This window comes from Halomonas sp. 707B3, assembly GCF_024158645.1.
In the GTDB taxonomy this organism is placed as follows: Bacteria; Pseudomonadota; Gammaproteobacteria; order Pseudomonadales; family Halomonadaceae; genus Vreelandella; species Vreelandella lionensis.
Genome location: NZ_JAMZBE010000007.1, coordinates 32,835 through 47,745, shown reverse-complemented (window position 1 = coordinate 47,745; position 14,911 = coordinate 32,835). Strand labels below are relative to the sequence as shown.

At 57.6% G+C, this 14,911-nt stretch carries 16 protein-coding genes; 13 read left to right on the top strand and 3 right to left on the bottom strand.

Annotated features, from left to right (window positions below; all coding sequences use genetic code 11):
• From BIS10_RS02125 to BIS10_RS02105, 5 genes are all read left to right on the top strand, one after another.
• Positions 1–394: DUF6691 family protein (locus BIS10_RS02125; RefSeq protein ID WP_253501952.1), on the top strand; the 394-nt coding region annotated here is incomplete at its 5' end.
• A 141-nt stretch (positions 395–535) separates the two neighbouring features.
• Positions 536–1,237, top strand: coding sequence for a response regulator transcription factor (locus BIS10_RS02120; RefSeq protein WP_062375013.1), 702 nt, complete (start codon positions 536–538; stop codon positions 1,235–1,237).
• Positions 1,234–2,547, top strand: a complete 1,314-nt coding sequence (locus BIS10_RS02115) for an ATP-binding protein (RefSeq protein ID WP_083025616.1) — start codon at positions 1,234–1,236, stop codon at positions 2,545–2,547. The genes BIS10_RS02120 and BIS10_RS02115 overlap by 4 nt, the downstream gene beginning before the upstream one ends.
• A 37-nt stretch (positions 2,548–2,584) precedes the next feature.
• Positions 2,585–3,247: a cytochrome c gene (locus BIS10_RS02110; RefSeq protein WP_083025617.1), complete on the top strand. Its 663-nt coding sequence runs from the start codon at positions 2,585–2,587 to the stop codon at positions 3,245–3,247.
• Positions 3,244–4,266 (top strand): c-type cytochrome, encoded by a 1,023-nt coding sequence (locus tag BIS10_RS02105; RefSeq protein WP_253501949.1) that lies wholly within the window; start codon positions 3,244–3,246, stop codon positions 4,264–4,266. Before BIS10_RS02110 ends, BIS10_RS02105 begins: the two co-directional genes overlap by 4 nt.
• 71 nt (positions 4,267–4,337) lie before the next feature.
• Here BIS10_RS02105 and dsbG read toward each other — a convergent pair whose 3' ends face one another.
• The 3 genes from dsbG to BIS10_RS02090 all read right to left on the bottom strand — a co-directional run bounded on the left by dsbG (position 4,338) and on the right by BIS10_RS02090 (position 7,846).
• Positions 4,338–5,120: a thiol:disulfide interchange protein DsbG gene (gene dsbG, locus BIS10_RS02100; RefSeq protein WP_253501946.1), complete on the bottom strand. Its 783-nt coding sequence runs from the start codon at positions 5,118–5,120 to the stop codon at positions 4,338–4,340.
• 51 nt (positions 5,121–5,171) lie between these two features.
• Positions 5,172–5,987, bottom strand: a complete 816-nt coding sequence (locus BIS10_RS02095; RefSeq protein WP_083025622.1) for a TlpA family protein disulfide reductase — start codon at positions 5,985–5,987, stop codon at positions 5,172–5,174.
• Between the two features lie 98 nt (positions 5,988–6,085).
• A complete protein-coding gene (locus BIS10_RS02090) occupies positions 6,086–7,846 on the bottom strand; it encodes a sugar phosphorylase (protein ID WP_253501943.1) in 1,761 nt (586 codons plus the stop codon).
• A 260-nt stretch (positions 7,847–8,106) separates the two neighbouring features.
• Here BIS10_RS02090 and nrdR point away from each other — a divergent pair, with 260 nt between their 5' ends.
• The 8 genes from nrdR to BIS10_RS02050 all read left to right on the top strand — a co-directional run bounded on the left by nrdR (position 8,107) and on the right by BIS10_RS02050 (position 14,816).
• Complete coding sequence (gene nrdR / locus BIS10_RS02085; RefSeq protein ID WP_044630383.1) at positions 8,107–8,604, top strand: transcriptional regulator NrdR; 498 nt, start codon at positions 8,107–8,109, stop codon at positions 8,602–8,604.
• Positions 8,604–9,752 (top strand): bifunctional diaminohydroxyphosphoribosylaminopyrimidine deaminase/5-amino-6-(5-phosphoribosylamino)uracil reductase RibD, encoded by a 1,149-nt coding sequence (ribD, locus tag BIS10_RS02080; protein ID WP_044630382.1) that lies wholly within the window; start codon positions 8,604–8,606, stop codon positions 9,750–9,752. The genes nrdR and ribD overlap by 1 nt, the downstream gene beginning before the upstream one ends.
• 72 nt (positions 9,753–9,824) lie before the next feature.
• The gene (gene ribBA / locus BIS10_RS02075; RefSeq protein ID WP_213262907.1) at positions 9,825–10,991 is read left to right on the top strand and encodes a bifunctional 3,4-dihydroxy-2-butanone-4-phosphate synthase/GTP cyclohydrolase II; all 1,167 of its coding nucleotides are present in this window, start codon (positions 9,825–9,827) and stop codon (positions 10,989–10,991) included.
• 4 nt (positions 10,992–10,995) lie between these two features.
• Positions 10,996–11,484, top strand: coding sequence for a 6,7-dimethyl-8-ribityllumazine synthase (gene ribE / locus BIS10_RS02070; protein WP_044630380.1), 489 nt, complete (start codon positions 10,996–10,998; stop codon positions 11,482–11,484).
• Positions 11,481–11,984, top strand: coding sequence for a transcription antitermination factor NusB (gene nusB, locus BIS10_RS02065; RefSeq protein ID WP_044630379.1), 504 nt, complete (start codon positions 11,481–11,483; stop codon positions 11,982–11,984). The genes ribE and nusB overlap by 4 nt, the downstream gene beginning before the upstream one ends.
• A gap of 34 nt (positions 11,985–12,018) precedes the next feature.
• On the top strand, positions 12,019–12,996 hold the full coding sequence (gene thiL, locus BIS10_RS02060) for a thiamine-phosphate kinase (RefSeq protein WP_058578374.1): 978 nt from the start codon (positions 12,019–12,021) through the stop codon (positions 12,994–12,996).
• Positions 12,993–13,466 carry a phosphatidylglycerophosphatase A gene (locus BIS10_RS02055; RefSeq protein WP_044630377.1) on the top strand — a complete coding sequence of 158 codons (474 nt, stop codon included), beginning with the start codon at positions 12,993–12,995 and terminating at the stop codon, positions 13,464–13,466. The genes thiL and BIS10_RS02055 overlap by 4 nt, the downstream gene beginning before the upstream one ends.
• A gap of 96 nt (positions 13,467–13,562) precedes the next feature.
• Positions 13,563–14,816: a DUF945 family protein gene (locus BIS10_RS02050; RefSeq protein ID WP_062375004.1), complete on the top strand. Its 1,254-nt coding sequence runs from the start codon at positions 13,563–13,565 to the stop codon at positions 14,814–14,816.
• Positions 14,817–14,911: the final 95 nt, after the last annotated feature.

Sequence of the window (14,911 nt, the reverse complement as noted above, 5' to 3'; positions counted from 1 at the left end):
GGGTTACATTGCAGGCCTGCTGTTTGGTTTGGGGCTAGCGATCTCTGGGATGACAGACCCCGCGCGGGTGCTGGGTTTTTTAGATATTACCGGTGTCTGGGACCCAACGTTGATGTTTGTACTAGGAGCCGCTGTGGGCACTACCTTTGTGGGCTACCGCTTAGTATTCGCTCGCGGTACGCCGCTTTTTAGCACCAAATTTCAACTGCCAACCAAGCAGGAGCTTGATGCCAAGCTGCTAGGCGGCGCGGCGCTGTTTGGGGTGGGCTGGGGGCTTTCCGGTTACTGCCCTGGGCCTGCCATTGCCTCCATTGGTGGGCTAACGCTGCCGCTTCTTGCACTGCTGGCGGCGATGGTGCTGGGCTGGTTTATTGCCCAGCGTATCGCTCGCTAAGTGAGCAACTCCGTTCACGATGACGCCCTTACTTTCCCTGGTAAGGGCGCTTTTTTTGATCTGGTGCAAGGGTTTTGCCAAAGGGCTTAACGTTCGGTTAATGCACGTTTGTCATGCTGCTTCCATCACAAGGAAACCGCTATGCACGTCCTACTCATAGAAGATGATCCACTGGTGGCCTCTGGCATTCGTTCTGGGCTGATGATGTACCACTTCGTGGTAGAGCACGTTACCTCGGTGCAGGCTGCGCGTCAGGCGATGCAAAGTGTCGCTAGCGACGTGGTGATTCTTGATCGTGGACTACCCGATGGCGATGGCTTGGCGCTGCTGCAATCCTGGCGCGATGAGGGCGTGACGACACCTGTGCTCATGCTGACTGCCAGGGATGCCGTGCGCGACAGAGTGGATGGGCTGCAAAGCGGGGCCGATGATTATCTAGTGAAGCCCTTTGATTTAGATGAGCTGGTGGCAAGACTACATGCGCTACTGCGGCGCGTAGCCGGGCGCAGCCAAGGGCTGACCGTGCATGGCGCGCTGACACTAGACCCCAGCGCTCGGGAGGTGCGGGTAGCGGGCGAACTGATAGCGCTCTCCCGCCGTGAGTTGGTGCTGTTAGAGGCTTTTTTACACGCCCCGCGCAGCGTGCTCTCGGCGGACCAGCTCAAAGATAGCCTCTATGGGCTAAGCGATGACGTAGAGAGTAATGCGCTCAATGTCCATATTCACCATCTGCGCCGCAAATTGGGCAGTGGGATTATCGAGACCGTGCGCGGCCTGGGCTACCGCTTGGGCAAGCCAGAAGCCGTGCTTGCGCCGGGGCAAACGCCTAAGGGGCAGCGATGAGTCTACGCGCCCGCCTGCTACTCACGCTTGGGCTGACGTTGGCGCTGCTATGGGGCGTTGCGGCTGCTTGGCTGCTCAACGATTTGCAGAAAACCTTTGTCGCCACCCTGGACCAGCGTTTGGCTCAGTCCGCGCGCATGGTGGCCGGGCTGGTGCATCAATTGCCGGAGGAGGTGTGGGAACAGAGCATGATGACGACGCTTGCCATTCCACCCATCGAGGGGCTGGCCTGCCAGGTGCACTCGCCACGCGGAGAGGTGATTGCTCGCACCCACGCCAACATGGATAGCGTGCTAGCGCCAGGGCAGCGCGGTCACACCTACCGCCAGGAAGGCGATACCACTTGGCGCGTCTTTACCTACGAGCGCGGCGGCCTGGTCATTACCACGGCGGATCGAATGGATGAGCGCACGATGCTGCTAAACGGGGTAGTTCGGGTAGCCGTCGTGCCGTTTGTGGTGGCGTTAACCGGCATCCTGATTGCGCTATGGGTGGGTATATGGCGCGGGCTGGCACCGCTGTCACGGTTGCGTGAGTCGTTAGCCAGCCGCCACCCAGAAGCGCTGGCACCGGTGGCTACCTACGGCGTGCCGAAAGAGATTAAGCCCCTTATCGATACGCTCAACAGCCTCTTAATACGCGTGCAGCAAACCCTGGTGCGGGAGCAGCGTTTTACCAATGACGCCGCCCATGAGCTGCGCACCCCTCTCACCGCTATTAAGACGCACCTACAGGTCGCCCAACGTGCTGAAGGCCCGGCTGCTCAAGAAGCCCTTAAGTATGCCGAAGCAGGCGTCGTGCGCTTGGCCCACACCTTAGACCAACTGCTCACGCTGGCCCGTGTGGAAGGCCGCATGCGCTTTGATGATGGTGAGCCAAGCGAAGTAGCCCAAGTTGTTGAGTTAGCTGTTGCTGATAGCGCCGCTGCTCAGGGGCAGTGCCAGTGGCCTGAAGTGCTGCCTCATGTGTATTTGGCCATGCCCAGAGAGCTGGCGATTACGGCGCTGCGTAACCTAGTGGATAACGCATTGCATCACGGGCCACGCGGAGCGCCCATCACCCTGACGGCAGAACAAACGCATAGCGACATTACCTTCACCGTGCATGACCAAGGCCCCGGGGTGGATGAAGAGACACTGGCCCAACTGACACAACGTTTTTGGCGGGCCAGTAAGCAGCAGGGCAGTGGTCTGGGGTTGGCCATCGTTGCAGCGATTGCCGAGCGTTTTGGTGGCGACGTGCGTTTTGAGAACGCAAAAGCAGGGGGCTTCTATGCGCATCTCACGATTCCCACGGTGTCACCGCTATAAAGCAATTCCATAACAACCGACGCGATCAGGGGGAGTAATGAAAACATCAATGTGGGGCAGGCTTAGCCTGCTGATGGGCGCTTGCTTGATGGCGAGTGGCAGCATAGCTCAAGAGGGAGATGCCGAGCGGGGTGAAGCGGCATCGGCGACATGTGTGGCCTGTCACCAAGCCAACGGAGGAGGCATGAACATTTCCGGCGGCGAATCCTGGCCGCGCTTGGCAGGCTTAAATTCCAACTACATCGCTAAGCAGCTGCACGATTTTAAAGCCGGGGACCGTCAGAACGCGACGATGGTGACGTTCGCCAATATGCTCGACGATCAGCAAATTGCCGACGTAGCGGCGTATTACAGCCAGCTACCCGCGACGCCAGGCCAAGGCGGCGACAATGCCGATGAAGCGCTGCTGGCTCGCGGCGAGCAGCTGGCCGAACGGGGCGACTGGAACGCTTATATTGTCTCCTGTAAGAGTTGCCATGGCCCGGGCGGCCAGGGTGTGGGAGAGACGTTCCCCGGCATTGCTGGGCAACATGCGGGCTATATCAGTGCACAGCTCAACGCTTGGAAGAATGACACACGCAGCAACGACCCTCAAAACCTAATGGGGGCGATTGCCAAGCGCATGAGTGAAGAGGATATTCAGGCGGTCTCCGCGTGGTACGCCACCCAGCCCGCCGCTGAATGGGAGGCCACACAATGAGCACTTACCATCGTTATATAGTGATCGCGCTATCCAGCAGCGCGCTTGCAGTGGGCACCGGTTTGAGCCTCTACGCAGCGAATGCGTTTGCCCAGCAGGAGGAGCGGGCCGATGCCGCGCTGAATCAGCTAGTACACGAACCGCCCACCATGGAAGACTTGGAGGCCTCGGATCTCCATCCAGAGCTTAAAAAAGTCATCCGCTACGGTTATGACCTATTTACCAATACCCAGCAGCTGCGAGGGGAGTATGTGTTCAACGATATGAACTGCTCAAGCTGCCACCTGGGAGAGGGTCGCGTACCGTTTAGCGCGCCGGTATGGCCAGCAGCGGTCACCTTGCCGGATTTTCGCGGCAAAAATCAGCATGTGAACAACCTAGAAGAGCGCATTGCAGGTTGCTTTGCCTACTCCATGAACGGCACGCCGCCTGAGTATGGCAGCGATGAAATGCTGGCGCTTAGCGCCTACCATCAGTGGCTCGCCACCGGCGCGCCGATGTACCCGGATAAATCGATCTATGGCCGTGGCTTCCCAGCGCCTGAACAGCCAGAAACACCCAGCTATGCCAGAGGCGAGGCGGCGTACCAGGAAAACTGCACCATCTGCCACCAGGAAGATGGCTCCGGGCACTATGAAAACGGCGAGTATGTGTTCCCTGCCCCCTGGGGCGATGGCTCCAACAACTGGGGAGCTGGTATTGCACGGGTAGAGACCATGGCCGGCTTCATCTACCAAAACATGCCCCTGGGCCAGCCGCGCTCGTTAACCGGCCAGCAGGCCTGGGATATTGCCTACTACATCAATAGCCAAGAGCGCCCCCAAGACCCGCGCTACACCGGCGATGTTGCAGAAACCGCCGAGCGATTCGGCCCCACATTCCACAACCGCTCGCTCTACGGCCAAACCCGCGAGCATGACGGCCATGTGCTAGGCGACCACGCTAATTTTGGTGAGAAAGGTGACATCCAACCCTGGAACGTTGGCATGCCACGGTTCGAAAATCTCTCTGAAGAGTAAAACGCGTTAAGACACACCAAAAGGGCGGCTATAAGGCCGCCCGTTTAGTAAAAGCCTGTGCTGTTAGCTACTTAAGGCGCTTCGCTACCCATCATCTCAATGAGGCGTTCTTGGCTGGGGAGGCCTTGGATTCGGTCAATGCGCACAGTGCCGCCTTCAGCCTCACGTTGGAAAGCGCTGGTGGGGGTGGCGTAGAGGCCTAGCTCTTCAAAGAGCTGGTTGTTGGCATATACCTGCTCTTCGATATCCCGTGGCTGTGCGCTGGGGGAGAGTTCATCACCTTCACTGTGACGGTGCAGGGCAGCGGAGGGGTCGTCAGCGCCGAGAATGGTGGCGGCTAACGCAGGGCTATTGGGGGCGAGAATACCGACCATAATATGGCGCAGCTGAACCTCGCCAGCCTCTACCCAGGGACGTGTTTGTTGCCACAGTTGACGGCAATAAGGGCAGTTGGCGTCGGTGAAGGTGTAGATGATGCGTGGGGCATCCGGGTCGCCATCCTGAATCCAGCGGCTCTCTTCAAGCAGTTCCCAGGTTTCGGCCTCTAAGGGTGCCCGTACGTGCTCGTCAAGCTGTGCCTCAGTCAGGTCGCTGCCTTCGCTGTCTACCAGCGTGCCAATAATGGCGTGTTCTCCATCAGGTGTTAAATAAATCGCCATATCTTGCCCTTGCACGCTGGCCCCAAAGCCGCGCATTCCACCTGGCGCATCAAACTGTCCATGAATCGTTAAGCCCTGGTTGGCCAGCGCCTGCACGGGGGCTGGTAGCTCGTCGGCATGGCTGGCTGCCGCTGGGCTACCCAGCGCGGCAAGTAAAGCGAAACGGCCAACATGGGGTAATAAAACACGTTGCATAGCACTATCCTTATGAAAACGGCTTGGTGTGGTGCCGTGAGGCAAAATATATTAGCGAATACGTGAAAGGCCATCTTGCAAGGTGGCGCGGGAGAGCTCGCCAAAATGGGTGCTCACGAGCTGTCCATCCGCGTTGTAGTAAAGCGTTGTGGGCATGGCATGAGCACCGGTGGTTTGGCCCAGGGCATTGCGCGGGTCCTGCCATACATTATTCAAATCAAAGCTGTTTTCGCTCATAAAAGCTTCGATTTGCTGAAGGCTTTCACCTTGGTTAACGAACACAAAGGTGATGTCTTGCGCTTGTTGCTGGGCCTCTTCAAACACCGGCATTTCACGAATACATGGCGGGCACCAACTTGCCCAGAGGTTCACCACCATGGGCTGTTGCTGCTGCTGAGCAAGTTGGGGCAGGGTAATAGGCTCGCCGCTGAGTGTAGCAAGCGGAGTAGTGGGCAGTGGGCGTGCCTGCTGTTCGATCAGTAGCGTACTGCCAGCCGTCAAGCCCCAGGCCAAACCGCCTACTAAAAGCGCCCCGGCAAGTGGCGCTCGTTGGCGCGGTGAGCGCCACATTGTCCACCCAGCGTAGCCAAGGCCCGCCACTACGCCACCGAGTATATCGAAACCGCCATCGCGAATATCCAGGCGCGACAGCAAGCCGTCATAGTCGCTCCAGTAGCGCACAACAAAGACGAGGCGTGCGGCCACCATCGCCACAAATAGCAGGGTAAATAACGTATCGCTGACCGCCACGCGATGCCGCTGACCAATAAGCGCACCCGCTAGCAGGGCCAGTAAAAAGGCAAATCCAATCATCAATTGATGCAGACTAAACCCCATGGGCCCAATCGCAACGCTTTGCTGCAACATAGTCACTCACGCTTTCACCAGTGGTTTAGCGTGAGTGTGTCAGAACAAGATTATTTAACGATTATCTCTCGTTGCCCTGAGTCGTTATGTCGCAATTTTTACGCGTCAGCAACCAGCCAGCGTACGGCATAAGGCGGCAGTGTTTCCTCGTGGTGAGCTGTGAGTGGGTCAAGCGGCTGCCAGTCGTGCTGAGTGAGCGCTTGGTTCAGGGCATCGCCTGCGAGAGCGAGATCACACTTACCATCGGTGACGTTATACAGCGCGAGCAGTCGTCGCCCGTTACGGAGTGGCCCGCGCTCGATGGCTAGCAGCTCGGGTGGCGTGTGTATCACGCGCTGTGGCGCGTTGGGGTGAAAGCAGGGCTCTTGGCGACGCTGCTCTAGTAGCCGATGAAGGGCATGGAAAACGTCATGGGTGGGGGTGGAAGGGCTCTCCAGCAGCAGTGCCAGCTCATCAAGCTGCCAGCGGCGACGGTTAATCGAGCGTAAGCGGCCGCTGCGCTCCACGCCTTCGACATCATTTAGCGTGCCGGTGAGCGTATGGATATAGAGTGCGGGTATTCCTTGCAGGCTGAGCATGATCGCTTGGCTGCATAGAAAGCGCGCAATTTGCCATGGGTCTGGCCCGCGGCGGGTGCCACGCATGGCCTCAAACCAGGTAATGTTGATCTCGTAGGGCGTGTCGCTGCCATCAGGGTTACTGCGCATGCTGACAAACCCACCAAAGCGATGCATCAGCTCCAGCAGCGCGTCGCGTTCATGGTCAGGCAGCAGGCCTTCTAGCGGCCGTACGCCAATACCATCGTGGCTCGCGGTGAAGTTTAAGTAGGTGCACTGATCAGGCAGCACCGGCAAGCTGTTTAACCACGTTTGTATCGTCGTCGCTTCGCCGCGGGTGAGGGTGTGCAACAGCAATGGCGGCAGGGCGAACTGGTACACCATGTGGGCTTCATCGGGAGCGCCTTCCGCTAATCGCTCCAAGCCAAAGTAGCTGATGTTTTCGGCATGGGGCACGTTGGTTTCGGTGATCAGCAGCGTGCCGGGGGCTATTTCATCCACGATGGCGCGAAGTAAGCGCACCACCGTATGGGTTTCTGGCAGGTGAATGCAGGAGGTGCCCAATCGCTTCCACAAAAACGCCACCGCGTCCAAGCGAATAATGCGCACCCCTTGCTGTAGGTAGAACAGCAGAATACCCACGAACTCTAGCAACACATCCGGGTTTTCGAAGTTGAGGTCTATTTGGTCTTCCGAGAAAGTCGCCCACACGTGGCGCGTACCCCGGCGCGTAGAGATCGGCACTAGAAGTGGGCTACTGCGCGGGCGGGTGACTTGGGAGACATCGGCATCCGCATCAACTTCTATAAAGTAGTCGCGACCGGGCAGGCTGCCGGTCAGGTAATCCACAAACCAGAGCGACTCTCTGGAGACATGGTTCAGCACTAAATCAGCCATCAAGTCATAGTGGCTGGCTAGCGTTTGGATATGCGCCCACTCGCCCAGCTCGCTATTGACCTCGCGGTAGTGAATCACCGAAAAGCCGTCGTCGCTGCTCCAGGGGAAAAAGGGCAGTACGTGAACCCCGCTAATGGTGTCGCCCAGATAGCGCTGTAGAAAAGTATCCAGCACCGCTAAAGGCGGCGTACCTTCATCCAAGATGGAGTCACCGTAACAAATGACCCACTGATCTTTTTCGCTCCATGTTGGTGCATCGTGGCCCGCCGTGCTAGCGGGTGGGGAAGCCGTCGAGGCGGTACGAAAATGCGCAAGATGCTGGCCAATACGCCGCTGTACTTCCCCCGCACGGGGGCCATACAGGTGGGTAAGGTAGTGGTGAACGGTCTGCTCGAAAGGGGTCATAAAGGGCGTCCTATAAATCAACCTTCGACAAACGCTGCAGCTTGTGTGCCAAATCGTTACAATACCGTGTTGATACGCGTTGTATAACACAGCTACGCCGTAAGGGCAGCGATAAGGCTGCCGCTGACAATAGGCGATAAAACAGTTTATAAAATGGCGAATAACGGGCAGGGCATGAAGCCTTGTAGCGCTTTTTATTCGTACAGGCTGACACGCTGCACGCACAGCTACTAGTGCGTACTGATAATAGGTTGACTGCCATGCATTGCCCTTTTTGTGGTGCAAATGATACCCGAGTGACAGATTCCAGGCTGGTGGCGGAAGGCGACCAGGTGCGCCGCCGCCGTCAGTGTGCCAACTGCCAAGAGCGTTTTACGACTTATGAAACCGCTGAGCTGATTATGCCGCGGGTCGTAAAATCCGACGGCTCTCGCGAGAGCTTTAATGAGGCGAAACTACGCGACGGTATGCTGCGCGCGCTGGAAAAGCGCCCGGTAAGCGCTGAAGCGATTGAAGTGTCGGTAGAGCGTATTCGCCAGACGCTGCGCGCCCGTGGCGACCGTGAAGTCAACGCGCGTGAGATTGGTGAAGCGGTGATGAAAGCGCTGCGTAGCTTGGATCAAGTGGCCTATATTCGTTTCGCCTCGGTATATCGTAAATTTCAGGATTTAGACGAGTTCCGGGCGGAAATCGACCGCCTCTCCCAAGAGCCCACGGATGAGCCAGAGGGCAGTGGGACACAGCACGGAGCATCGTAATGGGTGAATTCTCCACCGCCGACTATCGCTACATGGCTCGCGCTATCCAGCTAGCCAAACGCGGGCTTTATACCACCGACCCCAACCCCAGGGTGGGGTGTGTGATGGTGCACTTTGATGGCAGCGCGGAAGGCAGCATTGTGGGCGAGGGATACCATGTGCGTGCGGGAGAACCCCATGCAGAAATTCACGCCCTAAAGGCGGCAGGCAGCGCCGCCCAGGGTGCCACCGCTTATGTCACGCTAGAGCCTTGCTCACATACCGGGCGAACAGGGCCCTGCGCGGTGGCGCTGGCGCAAGCGGGTGTTGCGCGCGTGGTGGTGGCGATGGGGGACCCTAATCCCCAGGTCAGCGGTGGCGGTATTGAGTATTTGAAAGCAGCAGGCATTCAGGTGCAGGTAGGCCTGTTGGAAGCAGATGCCCGGGCGCTGAATCCGGGCTTTATTTCCCGTATGGAGCGTCAGCGCCCCTTTGTGCGGCTGAAAATGGCGATGAGCTTGGATGGCCGTACCGCCATGGGGTCGGGGGAGTCCCAGTGGATTACCGGCCCGCAAGCGCGCACCCAAGTGCAGCGGCTGCGCGCCCGCTCAAGCGCTATTCTGAGCGGCGTGGAATCTATCATTATGGATGATTCACGCTTAACGCTGCGTGCCGACCAACTGGCACTGGATAACGCCGCCGAGATCGTGCAGCGCCAGCCGCTAAGAGTGATCTTGGATTCGCGCCTTCGCTTACCGCTTGCCGCGGCCTGCCTACGAGAGCCAGGGCGCACGCTGATTATCACCACCGATCAGCATAGCGAAGAGAAACGGCGTAAACTGGCGGCGGCGGGTGCTGAGATTCAGGTGCTTCCTGCCGAAGGGGGCCGGATTGCGCTGGCTGACATGCTGCGTTGGCTGGCAGATAATGAGCAGGTTAACGAGCTGTTGGTAGAGACCGGCGCAACGCTAGCGGGAGCGGTACTGGAGGCGGATTTAGTCGACGAGCTGCAGCTATTTGTCGCTCCTACGCTATTAGGCGGTGAAGCAAGGCCACTATTTGCACTGCCGGGAATTACCCAGATGGCCGATCAGAAACGCTTGACGATTAAAGAGTCGCGAACCGTTGGGCAAGACTGGTGGATTACCGCCACCCCTCACGCTGACTAGCGCAAGCCGTCATTGCAAGGTACCCTGACGCCCGAAATCGCATACGATGCGACCACATTTTTTGGAGATTCCATGGCGCACTCCTCTTCTGAGGGCTTATCCCCTATCGCTGAGCTGGTGGACGATATTCGCCAGGGCAAAATGGTGATTCTCATGGATGATGAGGATCGCGAGAATGAAGGTGATATCATCATGGCCGCCGAAATGGTGAAGCCTGAGCATATCAACTTCATGGCACGATACGCGTGCGGCTTGATCTGTATGCCGATGACCCGTGAGCGCTGCGAGCAGCTCAACTTGCCGCTGATGGTACGGGACAATGGCTCAGGCTTTGGCACCAAGTTCACGCTCTCTATTGAGGCAGCCGAAGGCGTCACGACCGGTATTTCAGCGGCTGACCGCGCGCGCACTGTGCAGGCAGCCGTTGCACCGAACGCTAAACCGTCGGATATCGTTCAGCCAGGGCATATTTTCCCGCTGATGGCCGAGCCGGGCGGCGTGCTTCGCCGTGCCGGTCATACGGAGGCGGCCTGTGATTTGGCAGCGCTGGCAGGCTTCGACCCCAGCGGTGTGATTTGTGAAATTATGAACGATGACGGCAGTATGGCGCGTCGTCCGGAACTGGAAGTGTTTGCGAAGACGCATGGCATTAAGATGGGCACCATTGCCGATCTGATCCACTACCGTATTGTGAACGAGCAAACGGTGGACCATATAGAAACCTCTCAGGTGTCGACCGTTCACGGCAAGCTTGCGCTACATGTGTTCCGTGATCGCATTCAAGGTGCGCACCATTTGGCGCTGGTAAAAGGGCAGCCAACTCCAGAGCAGGCCACCACCGTACGCGTGCATCTTGCCGATACGCTGCGCGACGTGATGGGCTTAATGAAGGGTGAGCAGTGTCGGTGGGATGCCAACCGCGCTATTCATGAAATTGCCCAAGCCCAGGCCGGTGTGTTTGTACTGATTGATGATGGGCGTCCTAATCAAGATTTGAAAGACCAGCTAGATATCTTTCTGGATCGCGTACGCCAGCCGCGTACCAACGACTCAGACGGTTCTGGCAACTACTTAACGATTGGTACTGGCTCGCAGATTCTGCGCCACTTAGGCGTTGGTAAAATGCGGCTACTCAGCTCTCCGTGGAAATTCTCAGCGCTCTCTGGGTTTGGTCTTGAAGTAGTCGAGCGCCTGGGGCCCAATGACACGGCGTATGAGCCAACTTTTCAGCAGGAATAAATTGATGCAACCCCTTTCGCAAATTGAAGGCACTTTTGTAGACGTTGATGGACGCTATGTCATCGTGGTGGGCCGCTTTAATCACCACGTGGTCGATAGCTTGGTGGAAGGTGCCGTCGATAGCCTGACACGCCACGGTGTGGATGTGGAAAATATCCATATCGTTCATGTGCCGGGCGCGTGGGAACTGCCCCTGGCCGTGAAGCGTGTACTCAATGTGATGAAGCCGGATGCGGTGATTGCCCTCGGTGCGGTCATTCGTGGCGGCACGCCACATTTTGAGTACGTGGCGGGTGGCTGCAACACGGCTATTAACCATCTCCAACTTGAGTTTGATACGCCCGTAGCCAATGGCGTATTAACCGTTGAGTCTATTGAGCAAGCCATTGAGCGTGCAGGCACCAAAGCCGGTAATAAAGGCACCGAAGCGGCGATGGCCGCGATGGAAATGGTGTCTCTACTGCGCGCGTTGCCGGTAGGAGACTCTCAATGAGCGAGCGTCGTGAGCGCAAGCCCTCTGCGGCACAGCAGGGGCGTCACGCCGCAAGGGAGTTAGCGGTACAGGGGCTTTACCAGTGGCAGATGACCGGTAAGTCCATTACCACGATTGAAGCTGAGTTTCGTAGCCAAGTGGCTGACGATGACTTAGAAGATCATGAGAACTGGGTAAAGGTCATGGAAATCGCGGACAAAGCGCTGTTCCATGAGCTACTGCATAACACGGTGCGTTTCAAAACCGAGCTGGACCGTGAAATTGCCCCATTGCTTGATCGCCGTTTGGAAGATTTGGACGCGGTGGAGCTGGCGATTCTTCGTCTCGGCGCTTACGAGCTTTCCCGGCGAATGGAAGTGCCTTACCGCGTAGTGATTAACGAAGGCGTTGAGCTGGCAAAATCATTTGGCGCCACCGACGGCCATAAATACGTGAATGGCATTCTCGATAAGCTGGCAAACCGCTTACGAAGTGCCGAAGTCAGCGCCCGCCGCTTGTAAGCGGGCCGCCTGATCAAGCGTTTAAGGGGCCTTTGTGCTTGCCGAATTCGATCTGATTCGACGTTACTTTATGTCGCCGCAGGAGGCACAAGCGACAGATGGCGTTGCCCTAGGATGCGGCGATGACGCCACTCTATTGGTACCCCAGGCGGGGCAGCAGCTGGCGGTGAGTGTTGATACATCCGTCGTCGATGTACACTTTCCCCACGATGCCCCCGCCTATGCGATAGGACACCGGGGGTTAGCCGTGGCACTCAGCGACTTAGCCGCGATGGGAGCTCAGTCGCGCTGGTGCTTGATGGCTATCACCTTGGATCAGCGCGCCTTTAAAGATGACACTGCCGCTGAGCAGTGGCTTGCCGATTATGCCAGCGGTTTTCACACGCTTTGCCAGCAGCACGCGACGACACTCGCTGGAGGCGATGTTACCTCTGGCGCGCTCAGCATTAGCGTCACCGTGATGGGCGAAGTGCCTACTGGCACGGCTATAACGCGTTCGGGCGCGCAGGTGGGCGATGTGGTGGCCGTGACCGGTGCATTAGGTGGCGGTGCTGGCGGGCTAGCGTTGTGGCAACAGGGTGAACGCGACCTGAAACACCCGTTGCTACAGCGCTATCTCTTGCCTCAGCCCCGGCTAAAGGCCGGCATTGCGCTACGCGGATTGGCCACAGCGGCGATGGATATCTCCGATGGCCTGCTAGCGGATCTGGCGCATCTGCGGGAAGCGTCCCAGGTAGGTGTCGCTTTGCAGCCCGACTCGCTACCCCTAGCCGAAGGATTAGCCGAAGTGCTGGGCAGCGAAGCGGCCTTAACCGCAGCGCTATCTGGCGGTGATGACTACGAACTGCTGGTGACACTACCTCCCTCCCAGGTTGCTCAAGCGCAAATGCAGCTGGCCGAGTTAGGCCTTTCGCTTAGCATTATTGGCCGCTGCACCGAAGCGCTTGGGGTGGCGGGAGTGCCTGTAGAAGGGGCGACTGGCTGGCAGCATTTTCGTGGGGGTGACCAATGAACCGAGCACCGGCGAGCGTCTGGCGGCGCCCCACCCACTTTTTTGCTTTTGGCCTCGGCAGTGGCACGGTGCCTTGGGCACCGGGTACCTTTGGTACTCTGGCTGCGATTCCTTTCTACTGGATGATGGCCGACCTGACGCTAGGCTGGTACCTAGGCATTGTGCTGGCAGCCTTTGTGGTTGGCGTATGGCTTTGCGATAAAACGTCTCATGACCTGGGGGTGCATGATCACTCAGGGATCGTATGGGATGAGTTTGTTGGTTACTGGATTACCATGGCAGCGGTTCCTTTCTCCTGGGAGGCAGCGCTGTGGGGGTTTGTGGTATTTCGCATCTTCGATGTCTTTAAGCCATGGCCCATTCGCTGGGCTGACCGCCGAGTAGCCGGTGGCTTTGGCATTATGATTGATGATGTGATGGCAGGGGTCTACGCCTGGAGTACTATGCACCTTTGGTTTTGGCTGCATTAAGTTAAGCCTGCGCATCAACTGCTATGCTTACTGTGTTGCACGCCTACTGCTTGTATGGAGCGAAGCCTTCTTGGGGAGGCTATTCAAGGAGATAGCATGCGCAAGGAACGTTTGATCGTGCCTATCCTCGCGGCCGTGGCCGTGATCTGGATGGTCGCGCAACTGCTATCCAGCGTTCTTTTTGAACGTAGCCTACGCCAAGCGCTGGAAGATCTGGAGGCGCGGGGCGAGTGGCGTGTCAGTCGAATTGAGAACCACCAGGGGTGGCTAACCTCCCGTGGAGGGCTGGTTCTTTCTCCTCTTTTAGGTCGGCCTTGGCGTTTGGAACTGACCTACCGGGCCCGTCATGGTGTGCTCAGCACGGATGTTGAAGGCACCCTATTGCCGCGCTTGGATAGTGTATTGCAGAAAGCGGTGGGTGAGGTCTCGGCGCCTTCGGTGCCACGCTGGCAAGGCCGCTATCAAACGTTGAGTGGGCACACCGAGCTGCGTCTGGCCCTGGCGCCCTTTGTGATTCAGCAGAGCGGGCGTGAGCTGGCGGTTCGTGGTGCTCGCGTTCGGCTAGAGGGGCTGTTTGGTGACTGGCGTTTGCGCGGGTTGCTGGAACAGCTCACGCTGACCGATGGCCTTGCCCAACTCACGCTGGGGCCAACCCAGCTAGAAAGCCGTTATACCTATATTGAAGATGCCTACCATTTTGCTCAGCGCGACCATCTGCATATTGAAAGTTTAGCGCTGCGCTATCCCGCTTACGATATTCATGTCACACCCTTAGATGTGCATAGCCATATGGAGCTGGATGAGAGTGAGTTGCGCTTGAAGGGCGAGCTGATTATTGGCGATGTGCGTGTGCCTAGCGAAGCACCTGATACCTCGCTGTTAAGCGGCCGTATAGAAGCGGAGCTTTCCCGGCTAAACGGAGATGCAGTGCGGGCAACCATTCGTCGGCTGCGTCAGGAGGCTGCTTGGGGCGATGCTAGCCTGCCTATGGCAGAAGGCTTATTGTCACGCTTAGAGCCAAATTTGCTCCAGGTACTCAGTAATTCTCCGCGCTTAGATGTTACCACTATTGATATTGATAGCCCGTTGCTTGGCTTGCAGGTGGATGCCGAGGGGGCTCTGTTTTTTGATGCGCGCCGCCTGGATGAGTTAAGTATCACGGCTCTTGGTAAATCCGATGAACGTGCTCGCTGGCTAGAGCGCATCGACGGCGATTTTATTTGGCATGATGCCCCAACGGTTGCCGCCCTTTGGTTGGGCTTGCCTTTAGGCACGCGGGATCTGCAGTTTGATGTCGTTCGTGGAGTATGGCGTGTAAATGGCCGCCCTATGCCGACGCTTTGGCCATGAATGCTTTCATAACCATTGGCTAAATTGCCTTGAGGGTTGAAGTTTTCCCTGTGTGCCCACATTCCTTTAGCAATGCTGAGTGGCCCAAGCCACTA

Coding starts and splice junctions, on each gene's coding strand:
- BIS10_RS02050 (WP_062375004.1), top strand. CDS start 13,563: ATGCGCAAGGAACGTTTGATCGTGCCTATCCTCGCGGCCGTGGCCGTG.
- BIS10_RS02120 (WP_062375013.1), top strand. CDS start 536: ATGCACGTCCTACTCATAGAAGATGATCCACTGGTGGCCTCTGGCATT.
- nrdR (WP_044630383.1), top strand. CDS start 8,107: ATGCATTGCCCTTTTTGTGGTGCAAATGATACCCGAGTGACAGATTCC.
- nusB (WP_044630379.1), top strand. CDS start 11,481: ATGAGCGAGCGTCGTGAGCGCAAGCCCTCTGCGGCACAGCAGGGGCGT.
- ribD (WP_044630382.1), top strand. CDS start 8,604: ATGGGTGAATTCTCCACCGCCGACTATCGCTACATGGCTCGCGCTATC.
- BIS10_RS02115 (WP_083025616.1), top strand. CDS start 1,234: ATGAGTCTACGCGCCCGCCTGCTACTCACGCTTGGGCTGACGTTGGCG.
- dsbG (WP_253501946.1), bottom strand. CDS start 5,120: ATGCAACGTGTTTTATTACCCCATGTTGGCCGTTTCGCTTTACTTGCC.
- ribBA (WP_213262907.1), top strand. CDS start 9,825: ATGGCGCACTCCTCTTCTGAGGGCTTATCCCCTATCGCTGAGCTGGTG.
- ribE (WP_044630380.1), top strand. CDS start 10,996: ATGCAACCCCTTTCGCAAATTGAAGGCACTTTTGTAGACGTTGATGGA.
- BIS10_RS02055 (WP_044630377.1), top strand. CDS start 12,993: ATGAACCGAGCACCGGCGAGCGTCTGGCGGCGCCCCACCCACTTTTTT.
- BIS10_RS02105 (WP_253501949.1), top strand. CDS start 3,244: ATGAGCACTTACCATCGTTATATAGTGATCGCGCTATCCAGCAGCGCG.
- BIS10_RS02090 (WP_253501943.1), bottom strand. CDS start 7,846: ATGACCCCTTTCGAGCAGACCGTTCACCACTACCTTACCCACCTGTAT.
- BIS10_RS02110 (WP_083025617.1), top strand. CDS start 2,585: ATGAAAACATCAATGTGGGGCAGGCTTAGCCTGCTGATGGGCGCTTGC.
- BIS10_RS02095 (WP_083025622.1), bottom strand. CDS start 5,987: ATGTTGCAGCAAAGCGTTGCGATTGGGCCCATGGGGTTTAGTCTGCAT.